The sequence below is a fragment of the Streptomyces sp. NPDC056738 genome (assembly GCF_042790435.1).
Taxonomy (GTDB): domain Bacteria; phylum Actinomycetota; class Actinomycetes; order Streptomycetales; family Streptomycetaceae; genus Streptomyces.
On the sequence record NZ_JBHTZF010000002.1, the window covers coordinates 448,787 to 466,382 of the forward strand.

Genomic DNA, 17,596 nt, shown 5'->3' on the forward strand with positions numbered 1-17,596 from the left:
TATCGGCGACGGTCCCTGCGCCAGGGCGGTGATGTGGCGCTCGCCACCCGGTGGAGACCGATCCCGGGGGCACACTCCTCGTATGACTGAGCTCGGCCTGCCGAAACAGATCCTGGCCTGCCTCTTCGACCTCGACGGCGTCATCACCAGAACCGCGGTGGTCCACGCGGCAGCCTGGAAGCGGACGTTCGACGACTTCCTGCGGCAACGCGAGGGCGACGGATTCCGCCCCTTCGACGACGCCGACTACGCCGCCCACGTGGACGGCCTGCCACGTGCCGACGGCGTCCGGACCTTCCTCGCCTCGCGCGGCATCCAGCTCCCCGAGGGAACCCCCGACGACCCGCCGGACCGGGTCACCGTCCACGGACTCGGCAACCGGAAGAACGCGTTGCTCCTCGACATGATCCGCACCGACGGGGTCGAGGCGTACGAGGGCACCCTGCGCTACATCGAGGCGGTCCGGGCGCACGGCCTGCGCACCGCGGTCGTCTCATCCAGCGCCAACTGCCGTGACGTCCTGCGCTCGGTGGGGGCCGAGGACCTCTTCGACGTACGCGTCGACGGCGTCGTCGCCGCCGAACGCCGGCTGCCGGGCAAGCCGCGCCCCGACACCTTCCTGGCCGCGGCGAAGGACCTCGGCGTCACGCCGTCCGAGGCGGCCGTCTTCGAGGACGCGCTCGCCGGCATGGACGCGGGCCGCTCGGGGCACTTCGGCTACGTCGTCGGCGTGGACCGCGTGGGCCAGGGCGACGCCCTGCGCGCCCACGGCGCCGACATCGTCGTACGGGATCTGGACGAACTGGGGGAGCGCCCGTGATCACGCATTCCTCGTACGGGGTCGAGCCCTGGGCCCTGCGGGAGAGCGAGCTGCACCTCGGACTCCTGCCGCAGAGCGAGTCCGTCTTCGCCCTCGCCAACGGCCACATCGGCTGGCGCGGCAACCTCGACGAGGGCGAACCCCACGGCCTGCCCGGCACCTACCTGGGCGGCGTCCACGAGACGCACCCGCTGCCCTACGCGGAAGCGGGCTACGGCTATCCGGAGTCCGGGCAGACCGTCATCAACGTCACCAACGGCAAGATCGTCCGGCTGCTCGTCGACGACGAGCCGTTCGACCTGCGCTACGGACGGCTGCGCTCCCACGAGCGCGTCCTCGACCTGCGCACCGGACTGCTCACCCGCACCTGCGAGTGGACCTCACCGGCCGGCTCCACGGTCCGGGTGCGCTCCACCCGGCTCGTCTCCTTCACCCAGCGGGCGATCGGGGCCGTGGCCTACGAGGTGGAGGCCGTCGACAGCCGGATCAGGGTGGTCGTCCAGTCGGAACTCGTCGCCAACGAACAACTGCCCGGCCGCGACCGCGACCCGCGGGCGGCGATCGCCCTGGAGTCGCCGCTGGAGGCGGAGGAGCACTTCGCGGCGGGAGGCCGGCTGCGGCTCGTGCACCGCACCCGGCGCAGCGCCCTGCGGGTCGCGGCGGCCGCGGACCACACGGTCGCGGGCCCGGAGGGGACCGACCTGAGCAGCGAGAGCAGCGACGACGTCGCCCGCCTCACGGTCACCTCCGTACTGGAGCCGGGCCGCACCCTGCGCCTGGAGAAACTCGTCTCCTACGGCTGGTCCGGCACCCGCTCCCTGCCCGCGCTGCGCGACCAGGCCGACGCGGCCCTCGCCGCCGCCCGGCACAGCGGCTGGCGGCAGCTCGTCGACGAACAGCGCGCCTACCTCGACGACTTCTGGGCGCGCGCGGACGTCGAGGTGGACGGCGACGAGGAGATCCAGCAGGCCGTCCGGTTCGCCCTCTTCCACGTGCTCCAAGCCGGCGCCCGGGCCGAACAGCGCGCCATCCCCGCCAAGGGCCTCACCGGCTCCGGCTACGACGGCCACGCCTTCTGGGACACCGAGACCTTCGTCCTGCCGCTGCTCACCTACACCTCGCCGGGCGCCGTCGCCGAGGCGCTGCGCTGGCGCCAGAACACCCTCGAAGCCGCACGCGAACGGGCCGTCCAGCTCGGGCTGCGCGGAGCCGCGTTCCCGTGGCGGACCATAGCCGGGTCGGAGGGCTCGGCCTACTGGCCGGCCGGCACCGCCGCCTTCCACGTGAACGCCGACATAGCCGACGCCGTCGTCCGCTACACCGCCGCCACGGGCGACACGCACTTCGAACGCGACACCGGCGTCGAGCTGCTGACCGAGACGGCACGGCTGTGGCGCTCCCTGGGACACCACGACCACCAGGGGAGATTCCACATCGACGGGGTGACCGGGCCCGACGAGTACAGCGCCGTCGCCGACGACAACACGTACACCAACCTGATGGCCCGAGCGAACCTCCTGGCCGCCGCCGACGCCGTCGAGCGCCACCCCGGGCGGGCGGCGGAGCTCGGCGTCGACGACGAGGAGAGCGCGGCCTGGCGCGACGCCGCCGAGGCCATGCACATCCCGTACAACCACGAACTGGGCGTCCACGAGCAGCACGCCGGATTCACCCGCTACCAGCGCTGGGACTTCGCCGCCACCCGCCCCGACCAGTACCCGCTGATGCTGCACTTCCCCTACTTCGACATCTACCGCAAGCAGGTCGTCAAACAGGCCGACCTGGTGCTCGCCCTCTACAAGTGCAGCCCCTTCTTCGACGACGAGCACAAGGCCCGCAACTTCGCCTACTACGAACCCCTCACCGTCCGCGACTCCTCGCTGTCGGCCTGCTGCCAGGCGGTGCTGGCCGCCGAGACCGGCCATCCCGGCCTCGCCTACGACTACCTGGTCGAGGCCGCGCTGATGGACCTGCAGGACCTGGAGCACAACACCCGCGACGGACTGCACATCGCCTCGCTCGCCGGGACCTGGACGGCCCTGGTGGCCGGCTTCGGCGGGCTGCGCCACCACGGGGACACCCTGGAGTTCGCGCCCCGGCTGCCGGAACGCCTCAGCCGCCTCGCCTTCTCCCTGGAGGTCCTCGGCAGTCGGCTGCGCGTGGAGATCGGGCACGACACCGCCACCTACACGCTCGCCTCCGGCGGCCCGCTGGAGATCAGCCATCACCGCGAGACCGTCATCGTCGACGCCGACAAGCCGCGCAGTCTGCCCATCCCGGCGCCGAGGCTGCGCCCCGCCCCCGACCAGCCGCAGCACCGGCGGCCGAACTCCCGGGGGTGAGACGCGGCGCGGCGCCTTCGGCGTGTCAGTCCCGGGTGACGGAGGGTGCGATGTCCTCGTGCCGCTCCGCGGGCGCCGCACCGGGTACGGCCACCCGTGCGGTGGACCTGGCCGCGGACGTGCCGCAGAACGCGGGCTCCAGGGCCCGGTACATGGTGTTGAGCACCGTGGTGTTGTTCGAGGTGTTGGCCAGGGCGGTGAGACTGCGCTTGCCGTCCTTCGTGGTGAAGGCGTACGTGTAGTAGCCCTGCACGGTGCCGGTGTGCCCGTACACGGAGATCCCGCACGACAGCTCGCGGCGGCGCAGCCCGAGGCCGTAGGACGTGGTGCTGTTGACCCGGGTCCACTTCGTCATCTGGGTGAGCTGGGCGGCGGACATCAGCTTGCCGCGCAGCAGTGCGGAGAAGAAGACGTCCAGGTCGTGCGGCGTGGAGATGATGGCTCCCGCGCTCTGCGCCCAGGAGGCCGTCTGCTTGGTCGAGTTCACCAGGGCCGCCCCGGTGGTGTCCGACGTGAGGTAGCCCTGGGCGTGCCGGCCCGGGATCGCCGTGGAGGGGTGGACGTAGAAGGTGTCGGCCAGGTTCAGCGGGGTGAAGATGCGCTTCTGGTACTCGGTGGCGACGCTGTGCCCGGTCAGCTTCTCGATCAGCATGCCCGCGACGACGAAGTTGGTGTTCGAGTACGAGTAGGCGGCGCCCGGCGCGTTGGTGCGCGGCTTCTGCAGTGACAGCCTCACCAGGTCCCGGTAGCTGAACACCTTGTTGCGCACGGCCTCGAAGCCGGAGACGGAACGGGCGAACATGTCGTTGGTGTAGTCGTACAGACCGCTGCGATGGCTCAGCACGTGCCGCACGGTGATCCTGTCGTCGGGCAGCAGGCCCGGCAGATAGGTGTCGACCGGCTTGTCGAGCTTCAGCCTTCCCTCGTCGACGAGCTGGAGCAGGACCACGGCGGAGAACGTCTTGGTGACGCTGCCGACGCGGAACCGGTCGTTCGTGCTGATGGTCCGTCCGGTGGCCCGGTCGTCGACCCCCTCGACCAGCCGGTGCACCGTGCCGTTGTCGTCGATTCTCGCCATCGCGCCGGGTGCTCCCTGCGAGCGCGCCGTGCGCAGGATCGCCCGCAGGCCCGCGTCGTCGGGCGCCGTGGCCGCCGCCACCGCGGTCCGTTCGCCGCCGGCGCCGTGCGGGTCCGCCGGTGTCACGGCCTGTGCCGGGCCCGCCAGCAGGGACGCCACGACCGCGCCCAGTGCCGTCCCCGTGACCGCCGTTGCTGAGACCATCTGCTTCTCCCGAGTGCCATCTGCCGGTTCGACGTCCCGGCCCCGACCGCGCCGCGGTTGCGGGCGACGGCACCATCTGTACGCGCTGACGGGGCGCGCGGGTCGCATCGCCATGGGGATGGAGGGGAAACAGCGAGGTGGAATCGGCGAATTGGCGGAAAGCAGTCGCCTGCCGGGGCCGCCCGGTCCGCGTGGCCGGCGGCTGACGCCGGTTCAGCCGCCGAAGAGCTGGGTCCAGTACGTGCCCGCCCTGCCGCCGCCGGCCAGGCCGATGCCTATGTGGGTGAAGTCCCGCTTGAGGATGTTGGCGCGGTGCCCGGGGCTGTCCATCCAGCCCTGGACCACCTCGGCGGGCGAGCGCTGCCCGCAGGCGATGTTCTCGCCGACGGCGCGATGGGTGGAGCCCGCGGCGGCGGCGCGGTCCCAGGGCCTGCCGCCCTCGGGGGAGGTGTGCGCGTAGAAGTCGCGGGCCACCATGTCGGCGCTGTGGGCCTGGGCCGCGGCGGTCAGCGTGACGTCGGCGGCGAGGGGCGGCAGTCCCGCCGAGGCCCGCTCGGCGTTGGTGAGGGCCACGACCTCGCGCGCCGTGCGGTCCAGGCCCGCCGGGGTGAACGGCAGGGCCCACAGCGCCGTCCAGTACAGGTCGCCCGTGCGGGTGTCGGCGACGTGGGCCAGTCCCGCGTCGGCGAAGGCGGGATCGCACAGCGTGCGCCGTGACCGGGCGTCGGAGAGGCAGTACTCGACGAACTCGTGCGGGGTGCGCGGGCCGGAGACCAGATGTTCGCCGATGGTGAGGTAGGAGTAGCCGGCCGAGACGACACGCTGGTGGACGAAGACGCCGTCGGGGGCTTCCGAGGCGAGCGTCCCGCGGGCGGCCATGGCTCCGGCGTGGCTCCGCGCGGCGGCGGTCAGCCGGGCGTCGAGGCGGACGGGCGGGGAACCGGCGGCGGCGCGCGCGGAGTTCACCGGACCGAGGTATCCGTCGAGGTCGGGGACGGACCCCGGAGTCCCCGGTGCCGGGACCCGGGCGGCCGAGCCCGGCCCGTCGCCCCGCGCGGAGCCCCGCGTGAAGGCCGGCCCCGGGCCCGCTGGCCTCGGCGGACTCGGGGGCAGGCCGCGCCCGGTGCCGGCCGCCGGTCCGCGCGGCGGAGCGCTGTCCTCGGTGACCTCGACGCCGAAGTCCCGCGCGATACCCGCGAGACCGTCCGCGTACCCCTGTCCGAGGGCGCGGAGTTTCCACGCCGGACCGCGCCGGTACATCTCGGCGAGGAGCAGCACGGTCTCCCGCTGCGGCCGGGGCGGGGTGAAGCGGGCGAGGACACGGCCGTCCGGCGCGGTCACCTGGACCGTGGGGGAGGGCAGCCGGCCCAGGGGAGTCGTGAGGTCGGCGGGGCTGACGACGACGGTGACACGGGACGCTCCGGGCCTCAGCCGCGGCGGATCGACGGTGAGACGGTCGCCGTCGAGCCGGACGCCGGGCGCGGCCGGCTGGTTGTAGAACACGAAGTCGCCGTCGCCGCGCACCTTTCCGCTCTCGTCGGTGACGAGCGCGGACACGTCGAAGGGGCCGGGGACCCTGAAGGTCACGGCCCCGTCCGGCAGGGGCGTGTTGCCCCCGGGAACCAGCTCGCTCATGCCACCGTCCGTCGGAGTCGCGGTCCGTGCCCCGCGTCGGAGGTGCGCGGCACGGGCCGTCGACCGCTCAACGGACGGCCCGGCTCCCGCGGTTCCCGCCGCCGGGCCGGCGAAGATCGTCAGACAGGCTCCACGGCGTGTCCGCAAAGTCGCGTCGTCCGCCCGAAGGGCGTGCCAGGCGTCGCCCGGCAGGCGAGACTCTGCGGAGATGCCCTAGGCCTTCCGCGACCCGCGCGGGACCGGGCGGGGGCCGCGCAGGGTGGCGGAGGCCGGTGGGCGGAGCGCCCCGGCGGGTACGGCCGAGCGCAGCGAGCGCAGGGCGAGCAGCATGACGCCGATGTCGTCCAGGTAGACGGGGTCGGGCACCAGGTCGGTGGGCAGCAGGAGGTAGGCGACCGCGCCCCAGAACACCCAGCGGGGCCCGGTCGGCAGCCCGGCGCGCCGCAGATCACGGCGGGTGCGGACGAGCCGGCGCAGGAGCACGAGCGCCACCGCGAGTGCGGCGGCGGCGAGTACCGCGGCGATGACGAGGACCAGGGTCCACGAGGTCGAGTCCATGCGTCCGTCCAGAGGTGTCGTCGGATGCGCTTCCTTCCCGTGTGCCCGCTCGCGCCCCGGCTATCGCCCCGGGCGGGGCCGTCCGGGCGCGCGTTCCCTCATTCCGGGGTGTCGCGGCGGCAGATGACGAAGTCGTCGAAGACATGCCGGCCGGTTCGTGAGCCGGCGGACCCGACCGCCCGGCGGAGGTCGAGGAGCTGATCCGTGGTCATCTCCAGGGGTGGCTCGTCCGGCTGGTAGGTGGTGCGTACGGGGTAGTCCCGCCCCGGTTCCCGGGTCATCTCGATGTGGCAGCCGAGCACGTGGGTGACGGGACGGCGCCCGCAGAAGTCGACGAGCCGGTCGACGGTACGGGTGAAGGCCGGCCAGTCCTCCACGTACAGGCGTCCGGGATAGACCGTGTCGCCGGTGAGCAGGAACCCGGTCCAGGGGTCGAAGTACGTCACGGCGGCCTCGTGGTGCCCGGGTGTGGCCAGGCATTCCAGCACCCGGTCGCCGAGGTCGACCTGCGCGACGGCGTCGGGGTCCTCGTGGAACCCGAAGAAGTCCCAGGCGGCGGCGAGGGACGCGTCCACGACCTCGGTGCCGGGACGGCCGGCGAACTGGCCGTCCCCGGCGATGTGGTCGCCGTGCGGATGGGTGTGCAGCACCAGCAGGCCGTAGTCGTCACGGGGATGCCGGGCGAGCCAGGAGTCCATCACCTCGTCGACGACCCGGCGCAACGGGAAGTGGTCGGCCGAGGCCGTGGCGCCCGTGTCGATCAGGACCGCGCGCGCGGTCCCGAACAGCAGGAACATGAAGGGCGCTTCGTAGTCGACCGCCATGTTTTGGCGAAGGATCACCGTGTGCTCGTCGTGGACGTGGACCTGGATGTCGGGGTCCGTGTTGTGCTTGGCCGAGGGCGAGCCGTGGATCCACCGCACGTCGAGCGGTGGGGCCGGCGTGGAGGGATCGCCTCCACGGGCGCCGTCGGTCTGCTGTCCGGCACTGTCCACGCTGTCTCCCTCGGCCTCGGTCCCGCCGGGCCGATGGCGGGCCCGGGACCTCAGTGTCGCGGGTGCGCGTGGTCCACGAGCGCCTGGGACACCGTACGGATGCTCCGGGCGATGTGCTGGAGCTGCATCACCTCGGCGGCGTACATCTTGATGGAGTGCTCGATGACGCCCTCCTGCAGGCCGAGGCCCGGGAGCTCGGAGCGGGCGGTCTGGAGTGCCGTGCGGGCGACCCGTATCTCCTGCTGCACCTGGAGGTGCGCGTGGCGGGCGAGCAGGACGGGGTGCTTGTGCAGGACGGGGTAGCTCGCGTAGCGGCTCGGCACCAGCTCGCGCAGCCATTTCACCGCCGATCGCTCCCAGTCGAAACTGCCGGGGGTCTTGACCTGGCACGGCCAGTCCGAGGTGATCGGTGAATACGTCAGGGCCATGTTCATCGCTTCCGGGGTACGTCGGCGGGGGACTCTGGGGCGGCCCCGGCATAGGGGTACCGGGGCCGCCACCACGGGTCTCGCACGCGAGACCCGCTCGAACACCAGGGACCCGATGCGGGTAGGAGCGGACGGCCCCCGGTGCTCATGGGTCGTGACCTGGAAGCCTCCGGGGCACGATCCGAAAGAAGTATTTATATATGCCGCCAGAAGCGCAAGGACATGAAAACATTCATGCGTGCTTTGTTGTGAATGATCCCGTGATGCCGGGGTGACAGAGGGTGCGGACGAGACCGCCGCGTGATAGAGGGATCAGTCTCTCAGGAAGAACTGGTGCTGCTCGGCGACCTGCTCGTACTCCTCCAGGCGCGCCTGGGTGCGCTCCGGATCGGCGTCCGTCATGGCCTGGAGCAGCGCCGCCGACAGCACCACGGGCGCCGCGTAGGAGTCGAAGACGAGCCGGGAGCCGGTGCCGGTGGCGAAGGTGACGTCGGCCTCGTCCGCCAGCGGGCCGAGCCCGAGGTCGGTGACGAGAGCCACCTGGAGGCCCGCGCTGCGCGCCACCCGCATGGCCGTGAGCGTCTCGTGGGCGTGCCGGGGCATCCCGAACGCCAGGACCCAGGTGCCGCCCGCCTCGCGCGACTGGAGCAGCGCGTCGTAGGCGACCGAGCCGCCGCGGGTCACCACCCGCACGTCCGGGTGGATGCGGCGGGCGGCGTACGCGAAGTACTCGGCCAGCGAGCCGGAGATCCGCAGCCCGAGGACCGTCAGCGGCGTCGACTCCGACAGGGCCCGGCCGACGCGGATGATCTGGTCGGGATCGGTGAAGTCCCGCCGCAGGTTCTCCAGGTTCTCGATCTCGGCGTCCACCGCGGCCTGGAGCTCGTTGCTCGTGACCTCGGCGGGGGTCCCCGGGGTGCTGCTGCCCAGCGTGCTGAGCGCGATGGCCTGGAGGCTCTCGCGCAGGGCGGGGTAGCCGCTGAAGCCCACGGCCGCCGCGAAACGGGTCACGGAGGGCTGGCTCACACCCACCCGCTCGGCCAGATCGGTGATCGACAGGAAAGCGGCTTCGGTGATGTGCTCGATCAGGTACTGGGCGATGCGCCGCTGCCCGGGCGAGAGCCTCGGGCCGTCGAACAGCTCCCTGAGCTGGGACGTGGGCGCGACGCCGGCCTCGGGCGCCGTCTTTCCCGAGGTGATCGCGGATGCCTGTGCGCGTGCCTGCTGCGGCGATGGCACCGGTGCGCCTCCTTCACGTCCCACGAGAACTCAACATAGCTCACCGACCTTTCTGACCTGGGCCGGTCCGGGCGCAAGCAATGCGTGCGTTCCCTGTTTCGGGCGAGATCGCGGGGTACCCGCACAACCGTCACGACGTGCTCGTCCGCGGGCGCGCGTGCCTGCTCGCCGACGCGAGGGAGAGGGTTTTCATGAGCGTGCAACAACTGCCCGCGTCAACGGTCCACGTGATGCTCGGGGACTGTTCCGCGGCCGACGCCAAGAGTGTGCTCGCCGTCCTGTGCGGCAGCTTCGCCGCCGACCGGGAGGGGGCGGACGAGCCCCACGAGTCCGGGAGCGGCCGGCCGACGGTGTGGACGGTCCTGTTCGACACCGCCGGTGATCCCAGCAACACCGCCAAGCCTGTCGGGGAACTTTCGGGGCAGCCGGTCCTGGAGGCACAGGGTGGCCCCCTGGCGACACAGCGTCTGCGGGAGGCCCTCGGTGCCGCCTTCACCGTGCACGAACTGGGCACGGAGGCCGGTGACCAGGAGGTTCAGATGAAACTGCGACTCGATTCGAGCACGGCGCACGAGACGAAGCCCGCGTGAACGCCGGGTCGGTGGCCCGCGAGGGAGAGATCGGCGCCCGCCGTGCGGCGACCGGATCCGCGCGAGAGGGAGCCGCTCGCGCGGGGCTGGTCGCCCGCGGGGTGATCTATGTCCTGGTCGGCCTGCTGGCCCTGCGCATCGCCTTCGGCGACAGCGGCGGGCAGCAGGCCGACCGGGGTGGCGCACTGCAGGAGATCGCCACGAAGCCGTTCGGCGCGGCCCTGCTGTGGGCACTCGGCGCGGGGCTTGTCGGCATGGCGCTGTGGCGCCTCTCGGAGGCCGTCTTCGGCGCCGCCGGACAGGACGGCGGCAAGGCCGGCAAGCGTCTGATGTCCGCCGCGCGGTGCGTGTTCTACGGGTTCGTGGCCTACTCGGTGCTGGCCTTCGCGGCCGGATCGCGTGGCAGCGGGTCGGGCGACAAGCAGTCCCGGGACGTCACGGCCAAGGCGCTGGGCATGCCCGGCGGTCAGTGGATCGTCGGCGCCGCGGGCGTGGGCCTGGTCGCCGCGGGCCTCTGGATCGCCGTACGGGCCGTGATGCGCAAGTACCACAAGCACCTCAAGCTCGGTGAGATGTCCCGGCGGGTCCGCAGGGCGGTCGACACGACGGGCGTGGGCGGCGGGGCCGCGCGGGGCGTGGTGTTCGCCGCGGCGGGAGTCTTCGCGGTCCGGGCCGCGGTGGAGTACCAGCCGGACAAGGCCAAGGGGATGGACGGCACGCTGCGGTCCTTCGCGGCGGCGCCGATGGGTCCGTGGCTGCTGGCCTGTGTGGCCGCCGGTCTCGTCCTGTTCGGCGTGTTCTCGTTCGCGATGGCGCGGTGGCGCAGGGTGTGAGGCCGCGCGGCCGCCCGACCCGGTCGTGCCCGGGCGCCCGTCCCGTCTTCGTCCGCCGGACCGTGGCGGCTCGGATGCGTCCGGTGGACCGCGGTGGCTGGGACCGGCCGATTTCCTTACGGTCCGGCGATCGAGAGCCGGACCGCCGGACCGCCGGGCTGCCGGTCTGCGTCCAGGGGGTGTCTCCGCCGTACCGTCGGCGGAGACACCCCCTCTGTGCGGCCGGTCAGGGCTGCGCGGTGAGCGCGAAGCTCTGGGCGGCCGATCCGTCACAGCCGCGCTGGGTGAGCTGCACGCTGTTCGCGGCGGAGCCCGCCGCGCTCAGGCACTTGCCGCTGTGCCGGGCGACGAAGTGGTACCGCCCCGTGCTCTCCCGCACCGGCTGCCACTGCTGGTTCTGGCCGTTCGACCAACTCCACAGTTGCAGCGGGGCGTTGTCGGCCGTCGAGCGGTCGGTGACGTCGACGACCTGCTGGGCGTTCGGACGCAGCGCGATCCGCGTGTAGCCGCTGTCCGTCGAACGGAACTGGAACTGCTGGGCCTGGGTGCCGTTGCAGGTGTACTGCTGGATCGCGGTCCCGTTCGCCGTCCCGGCCGAACGGGCGTCCACGCAGGTGCCGTTGCCGGAGTTGGCCAGGGAGTACCAGGTGGTCTCGGAGATGGGGTCCGCCGGCGGCACCGACGGGTCCGCCCCGCCGAGCCACTTGAGCCCGTCCAGCAGGAACCGGTTCTGGGCCGTGCTCGCGAACGTCGACGACAGCGTGGTGTTCGTCGCGTAGTCCATCGCGTTGTGGCCGAAGTTCGCGTACAGCATCCGGAACTTCGTGTTGGTCCACACGACCGGGTAGTAGCCGCTGTACCAGGTCTGGTCGGGGTCGGTCCCCAGCGGGAAGCTGCTGGGGTCGACCGAGGCGAGGACGCGGATGTCCGGGTTCTGCCGCAGGTCGTTGGACCAGCTGTACCACTCGCTGACCGACGAGGTGAACGTCGCGGGCAGGTTCACGGTCGAGGGATGGGTCCGGTCCTCGGTCCGCAGGACGGCGGTGGTCGGCCCCCAGGTGTTGGACTTGAAGTTCCCGCTGCCCAGGAACTGGTCGTGGTACCAGGGCCAGCTCCGCGCGTCGGTGGTGAAGGCGGAGACGTGGAAGCCCATCCAGCCGCCGCCACCGCGCATGTACTGCTCGAATCCGGCGCGTTGCGCCGCCGTCTGCGGCAGGTCGTCGAGGAACAGGACGACCTGGTACGCGTTCACGCCGCCGTTCGCGAGCAGGTCCCAGTTGTTGCTGGCCGTGTAGGTGAAGCCGTTCGCGGCGGCCTGCCGGGGGAACCAGTCGTTGGCCTCGTGGACGAAGCTGATGTGGGCCGCGTCCCAGGTGCCGTTGTAGAGGGCGAGCACCTTGAACGGGGCCGCCGCGGTGCTCGCGTGGGCGGCCGGCGGTGCCGCGAGGCCGAGCAGGGTGGCCAGCAGGACGAGGACCCGCAGGACCCCGCGCGCCGGTACGGACCGACTGATGCCCATCCGGTTCTCCTTCCCGTACGTGTCAGGGGTGTTCACGGGTAGCTGACGAGGTCGGCGACGTTGGTGGAGGAGTTGGACGGGCCGCCCCGGTCGTTGACCACGTGCCGGATGGTGCCCGTACCGCCGAGGGAGACGGTCACCATGTCCTTGAAGCGCACACCGGCGTTGTCCGGTGCCTCGATGGCGTGCTCGGCGGCGACGGCCGGGTTGACGTTGAAGTAGCAGTAGCTGCCGAACCCGTACACCTCGTGGCCGGTCACGGAGGGCGCGACCTTGTAGGCGGCGTAGCCCTGTGTCGAACCGTTCATCCAGGCCGCCTGGCTGGGCGGGTCGTAGGGCATCTCGTTCTGGTAGAAGTACGTGCGGCCGCCGTTGCCGTTCCAGATGGTCTGGTACTTCTGGTAGTGCTCGACGAACAAGCCGTACATGGTCACGTCGTCGCCGTTCACGACCAGGCCGGTGTCGGCCGTGTTGCTGGTCCAGCCGACTCCGCTGCCGTGGTCCGCCCGCCACAGCCACAGGTGGTCGCCGATGACGTCGTCGCTGTTGACGGTCAGGCTGGTGGTGGCCTTGCCGACGCCCGCACCGCCGACGCGGAAGAACACGTCGTGCAGGGAGCTGGGGTCCGCGCTGTGGTCCGCGGAGGAGCCGCTCGGCCCCATCTCCAGCAGTTGCGCGGAGTTGGTGGTGCCCGCGTCGATCAGCAGCCCGGCGAGCTGGACGCCGTTCACGTCGGCGACGGTCATGGCGGTGATGCCGTTGTCGGGGACGAGGGTGGCGAGACCGAGGCCCAGGACCACGGTGTCGGCCCGGGTGACCCTGAGCGTCTGGTCGAGGTGGTAGACACCCGGCGTCACCAGCAGGTTCTTGCCCTGGGCGAGCGCGTCGTTCATCTGGGCCGCCGTCGCGCCCGGCTTCACGACGAAGAAGTCGGACAGCGGCAGGGACGTGCCCGCCGGAGTGCCCGAACTCCACGTCGTGCCGGTCGAGCCGGTGCGTACGGACGGGACGAACACCTTCCAGGCGCCCGCCGCGTCGACGTACAGGAAGGGCTTCTCGCGGGAGACCGGAGTCTGGGCGACCGTCGTGTACGGGGGGTTGGGGAAGCTGTTCGCGGGAGCGTTCCTGGCGCCGACGAAGACCATGTTCCAGTTGGAGCCGGTCCAGTTCGACCATTCGGTGTTGCGGGACAGCCACTGCTGCTGCGAACCGGAGTTCACCTGACCGTCGATCTTCGTGTCGGCCATGTAGCCGCCGCTGGACCACCCGCCGTCGTCCAGGGCCAGGTTGCCGCGCAGATGTATGCGCCGGTAGGGCGCCGCCTGCGACACCGCCCAGCGGTCCGTCCCGGACGTGGGGGTCACCGACAGGTTCTCCGCCGAACGCCAGAAGTTCTGGGTCGCGTTGCCCTGGAACCAGTCGGCCTCCGCGTGCACCGCGCCCCGGATGCTGACGTCGTCGGGGGACAGGCCGAGACCCGCGACCTGGGTGTAGAAGCCGACGTTCGCGTCCGCGCTGTAGGTGCCGGGCTTGAAGAGGAAGGCCTTGCGGGCGGTGCCGAACTGGTTGGTCTGCTGCTGGGAGAAAGCCGCGTCGAGGCTGCTCTGGATCGTCGCGGCCGGGGTCGACGGGTCGAAGACGGTGACGTTCGGGCCCAGGTCGGGTGTCCCCGGCGGTGGTTGTGTGTCGACGGAGTTCACGTAGAAGGACTGCGCCGCGGTGCCGTTGCAGGTGTACTGCTGAAGCTGCACGCTGTCGGCGGCGGACGCGCTCGGCACGTCGAGGCACTTGCCGCTGTTCCGGTTCACGAAGTGGTAGGCGCCGCCGGTCTCCGCCACGGCCTGCCACTGCTGGTTGGTGCCGCCGCCGTACGTCCAGAGCTGGACGGGCGCGCCGTCCGCGGTCGAGACGCCGGTGACGTCCCATGCCTTGGTGGCGTCGGTCCGGTTGCCGACCTGGGAGTACCCGCCCGACGTGGCGGCGAACCGCCACTGCTGGGCCTGGCTGGCGTTGCAGGCGTACTGCTGGACGGCCGTGCCGTCGGCGGTTCCGGCGGCGCGGGCGTCGACGCACTTGCCGCTGCCGGCGTTGACCACCGTGGCCCAGTCGGCCGGGACCGCGGCGGCCTGGGCGGTGGCGCCCGGGGCGGCGGCGGTCAGGCCCGACACCGTGGTCGCCACGAGCGCGGTCACCGTCAGTAGTCCGGCCGCTCGACGGCGCCCTGGGTCTCTTCGTCCGGGCAGGGGGAATCTGGACATGCTGGACACTCCTGAACTGGGTGGGGGGTTCATGTCCGTGAACGCGAGATGCATGCATGGAGGTGTGGCGATCGGTGAACCTAAAGGTCTGCACCAAAGACGTCAAGACATGAAACAAAAAACGCTTTCAAATCAGCTTCAAACGCGAGGAGTTGAAGATCTAGGGGCCAGACGTTCCTGAACTCGACGCCCCGACACGGGTGTTCACCTGCCTGATGTCCTCCGTCGCCGTGCCGCGCGGCGATTCACTTCTTGAAGGACCGTCACACGCGCCGGAGGACGGCGTGCCGGGTGTGGGGTTCCTTACAAGGCGATGACATGACGGCGAACCGCACCCGCCCCACCCGCATCTCAGGGCACTCTGGTTCCGGGCCGGTGACTCCTGTCCTGGAGAGACTCGGAAATCCACCGGCCACCGCGCCGACCGGCATCGCCGGTTCGTGTCCCGCGGCAAGGGAAGCGGCAGCCGCGGAACAGCGCCCCGGAGCACCTCCGGGGCGCCGTGCGTGCCCGGCCGTTGCTCCGCCGGAGGGACCCGGCTCCTTCCAATGGCCCAGCGAGGCCGACTCCGCCGTCGCCGACCTCCCGCGGCAGTGATTGCCTCGGTGGGGGACCGCCGGGAACCCGGAGCCGGCCCACGGACGGCCGGTGCCGGACCGTGGGGCAGGGAGAGAGCCGTGACGGACAACCAGATCCTCCAGGGCCTCGGACTGATCGCCGTCCTGGCCGTCGGCTCCCAGCTCGTGGCGAGCCGGCTGCGGATCCCCGCCCTGATCGTGCTGCTGCCGGTCGGCTTCGCCGCGGGCGCGCTGACCGACATCGTCAACCCCGACAAACTGCTCGGGGACGCGTTCTCCCCGATGGTCTCGCTCGCCGTCGCCGTGATCCTCTACGAGGCCGGGCTCGGCCTGGACATCAGCAGACTGCACGGACACATGCACCGGGTCGTGGCACGACTGATCTGGATCGGCGTCGTGATCACCTGGGGGGCCACCGTCGTCCTCGCCGTACCGCTCCTGGGCATGTCGACGAGTTCGGCCGTCATGCTCGGCGTGATCCTCGTCGTCTCGGGGCCCACCGTCGTCGGACCGCTGCTCCACTTCGTGCGCCCGACCGAGCGGCTGCAGCGCATCCTGATCTGGGAGGGATCGCTGATCGACCCGGTCGGCGGCATCCTCGGCGCGCTCGTCTTCCACGCCGTCGTCGCGAGCGGCAGCAGTGACCTGCGCGGCAAGATCGGTCAGTTCGCGGCGAGCTCGGCCGTCGGACTGATCGGGGGCGCGGTGGGCGCCGCCGTCCTGTGGTTCCTCCTCAGCAGGCTGCACCTGGGCGAGGTGCTCGGAACGACGGCCCAGCTCGCCGCCGCGGTGGGCGTGGCGGCCCTCTGCGACGCCATCCGGGACGACACCGGGCTCATCGCCGCGATCGTGATGGGGATGGCCCTGGCCAACCTGCCGGGCGTCTCCCTCCCGGCACGCCGACCCTTCCTGGAGACCCTGGTCTCGCTGATCATCGGGCTGCTGTTCATCTCGATCTCCGCCACGGTCACCCCCGCGTCCCTGCGGCACGTCGTCCTGCCCACGCTCGGTCTCGTCGCCGCCCTCGTCCTCGTGGTCAGACCCCTGGTCGCGTTCCTGTCGACCGCGCGCACGGACCTGCCCCGCGGCGAACGGGCCTTCATCGGCTGGATGGCACCCCGGGGAATCGTCGCCGCGTCCACCGCCTCGACGTTCTCCGCCACACTCGTCGCCGACCACGTCGGCGGCGCCCAGAAGATCCTGCCCGCCACCTTCCTGGTGATCGTCGCCACGGTGACGCTGTACGGGCTGAGCGCGCACCCCGTCGCCCGCCGCCTGGGCGCGCTGCGTCCGGCCCGGGCCCGCCCGCTGCTGGTGGGCGGCGACCCCTGGGCGATCGACCTGGGCCGCGCGCTGCGCTCGGCCGGCCTGGACGTGCTGATGTGGGCCGGACGGGAGGAGCAGCGCGACCTGATCCGGGCGTCCGGACTGAGCCTGGCGCCGGGGGAACTGCTCGCCGCGGCCACCGGCGAGGGGGCCGAACTCGAAGGCATCACCGGCGTGCTGCTGCTCACCGAGGAGGACGACTTCAACGCGCTGGCCTCGGAGACCCTGCGCGGCACGGTCGACGGGTTCGTGCACCGGCTCGGGCCGCCCGGTCTGAGCCACGGCGTGGTGGCGCCCTACACGAGCGGTGACACCCTGTTCGGGTCCGGGCTGAGCAGACCGGAACTGACCCGACGCTACGAGGACGGCGCCCGGATCGTCTCCCGTTCCACCGCCGACGGCATCCCGGACGGACACGCGCTGCTGTTCCTCGTACGCCCCGACGGGCGGCTGGATCCCGTCACCGACACCCGGACCCCGGAGCCGGGGCCTCGGGACACCGCGATCCTGCTGGGTCCGGTCCGGACACCGGGACGGGTACGGGCGGACTGACCCCGTCGGGCGCGGGCACCACCTCCTCACCCGGTCACCCGGTCACCCGGTCACCCGGTCACCCGGTCGGCCGGGCGCGGGGCCGCGCCGGGCCCCGTGCGACACCAACGGGCCAGTGCGGATTGCGGTCCGCCCCCGGGCTGGATCTCATGGTTTCCATGCAGCTACAAGCTTCCGAGCCCGACGACCTCGTACCGCCGATGGAACGCTCGCACTGGGTGGCCTTCGCCGGGATCCTGCTGATGGTCAGCGCTCTGTTCAACCTGCTCACCGGCTTCGTGGCGGTCTTCAACCACGGCTACTACTCGAAGGTGTACTCCCAGGGCAACCGGCTGCTGATCCTCAACTACACGGCCTGGGGCTGGATCTTCGTCGCGGTCGGCATCGTGATGGCCGTGCTGAGTCTCGGCGTGCTCGTGGGCTCCAGGGGAGCGCGACTGGCGGGTATCTGCCTGGCCGTGTTCAGCCTGGTCGCACAGATGATCTTCCTGCCGGTCTACCCGTGGTGGTCCCTGTTCACGATGCTCGTCTCCCTGCTGGTCATCTACGGCCTGCTGGCGGAGCCGAAGCACGTGCCCGGGGCGCGGGTGTAGCCGTCCCCGTCCCCGGCCGGGCCGTTCCCGGCCCCTGCTCCGCCGGGC

The 17,596-nt window shown here is 71.7% G+C and carries 14 protein-coding genes; 6 read left to right on the top strand and 8 right to left on the bottom strand.

The window, feature by feature from the left end; all coding sequences use genetic code 11:
- The first annotated feature begins 82 nt into the window (after positions 1-82).
- Both ACFRIC_RS05695 and ACFRIC_RS05700 read left to right on the top strand, forming a co-directional pair.
- Complete coding sequence (locus ACFRIC_RS05695; protein WP_382779854.1) at positions 83-820, top strand: HAD family hydrolase; 738 nt, start codon at positions 83-85, stop codon at positions 818-820.
- Complete coding sequence (locus ACFRIC_RS05700; RefSeq protein ID WP_382779856.1) at positions 817-3,162, top strand: glycoside hydrolase family 65 protein; 2,346 nt, start codon at positions 817-819, stop codon at positions 3,160-3,162. The genes ACFRIC_RS05695 and ACFRIC_RS05700 overlap by 4 nt, the downstream gene beginning before the upstream one ends.
- A gap of 25 nt (positions 3,163-3,187) precedes the next feature.
- On the opposite strand, the gene ACFRIC_RS05705 is transcribed toward ACFRIC_RS05700, so the two are convergent.
- The 6 genes from ACFRIC_RS05705 to ACFRIC_RS05730 form a co-directional block, all read right to left on the bottom strand.
- Entirely contained in the window at positions 3,188-4,444 is a 1,257-nt protein-coding gene (locus ACFRIC_RS05705) for a serine hydrolase domain-containing protein (protein ID WP_382779859.1), read from the bottom strand.
- Between the two features lie 213 nt (positions 4,445-4,657).
- The gene (locus ACFRIC_RS05710) at positions 4,658-6,079 is read right to left on the bottom strand and encodes a CAP domain-containing protein (RefSeq protein ID WP_382779862.1); all 1,422 of its coding nucleotides are present in this window, start codon (positions 6,077-6,079) and stop codon (positions 4,658-4,660) included.
- A 213-nt stretch (positions 6,080-6,292) separates the two neighbouring features.
- Positions 6,293-6,637, bottom strand: a complete 345-nt coding sequence (locus ACFRIC_RS05715; protein ID WP_382779865.1) for a YkvA family protein — start codon at positions 6,635-6,637, stop codon at positions 6,293-6,295.
- Positions 6,638-6,735: 98 nt separating this feature from the next.
- Positions 6,736-7,632, bottom strand: a complete 897-nt coding sequence (locus ACFRIC_RS05720) for an MBL fold metallo-hydrolase (protein WP_382779868.1) — start codon at positions 7,630-7,632, stop codon at positions 6,736-6,738.
- A gap of 50 nt (positions 7,633-7,682) precedes the next feature.
- Positions 7,683-8,066 (bottom strand): hypothetical protein, encoded by a 384-nt coding sequence (locus ACFRIC_RS05725; RefSeq protein ID WP_382779871.1) that lies wholly within the window; start codon positions 8,064-8,066, stop codon positions 7,683-7,685.
- 306 nt (positions 8,067-8,372) lie between these two features.
- Entirely contained in the window at positions 8,373-9,299 is a 927-nt protein-coding gene (locus ACFRIC_RS05730; RefSeq protein ID WP_382779874.1) for a MurR/RpiR family transcriptional regulator, read from the bottom strand.
- Between the two features lie 191 nt (positions 9,300-9,490).
- On the opposite strand from ACFRIC_RS05730, the gene ACFRIC_RS05735 reads away from it, so the two are divergent.
- Together ACFRIC_RS05735 and ACFRIC_RS05740 are read left to right on the top strand one after the other, a co-directional pair.
- Complete coding sequence (locus tag ACFRIC_RS05735) at positions 9,491-9,889, top strand: hypothetical protein (protein ID WP_382779877.1); 399 nt, start codon at positions 9,491-9,493, stop codon at positions 9,887-9,889.
- Positions 9,886-10,722, top strand: a complete 837-nt coding sequence (locus tag ACFRIC_RS05740; RefSeq protein ID WP_382779879.1) for a DUF1206 domain-containing protein — start codon at positions 9,886-9,888, stop codon at positions 10,720-10,722. Before ACFRIC_RS05735 ends, ACFRIC_RS05740 begins: the two co-directional genes overlap by 4 nt.
- Positions 10,723-10,948: 226 nt before the next feature.
- On the opposite strand, the gene ACFRIC_RS05745 is transcribed toward ACFRIC_RS05740, so the two are convergent.
- On the bottom strand, positions 10,949-12,241 hold the full coding sequence (locus tag ACFRIC_RS05745; protein WP_382779883.1) for a ThuA domain-containing protein: 1,293 nt from the start codon (positions 12,239-12,241) through the stop codon (positions 10,949-10,951).
- A gap of 32 nt (positions 12,242-12,273) precedes the next feature.
- Positions 12,274-14,499 (bottom strand): RICIN domain-containing protein, encoded by a 2,226-nt coding sequence (locus tag ACFRIC_RS05750; protein ID WP_382779886.1) that lies wholly within the window; start codon positions 14,497-14,499, stop codon positions 12,274-12,276.
- A gap of 677 nt (positions 14,500-15,176) precedes the next feature.
- Here ACFRIC_RS05750 and ACFRIC_RS05755 point away from each other — a divergent pair.
- Both ACFRIC_RS05755 and ACFRIC_RS05760 read left to right on the top strand, forming a co-directional pair.
- Positions 15,177-16,955, top strand: a complete 1,779-nt coding sequence (locus tag ACFRIC_RS05755) for a cation:proton antiporter (RefSeq protein ID WP_382779889.1) — start codon at positions 15,177-15,179, stop codon at positions 16,953-16,955.
- A 158-nt stretch (positions 16,956-17,113) separates the two neighbouring features.
- The gene (locus tag ACFRIC_RS05760) at positions 17,114-17,548 is read left to right on the top strand and encodes a hypothetical protein (protein WP_382779892.1); all 435 of its coding nucleotides are present in this window, start codon (positions 17,114-17,116) and stop codon (positions 17,546-17,548) included.
- Positions 17,549-17,596: the final 48 nt, after the last annotated feature.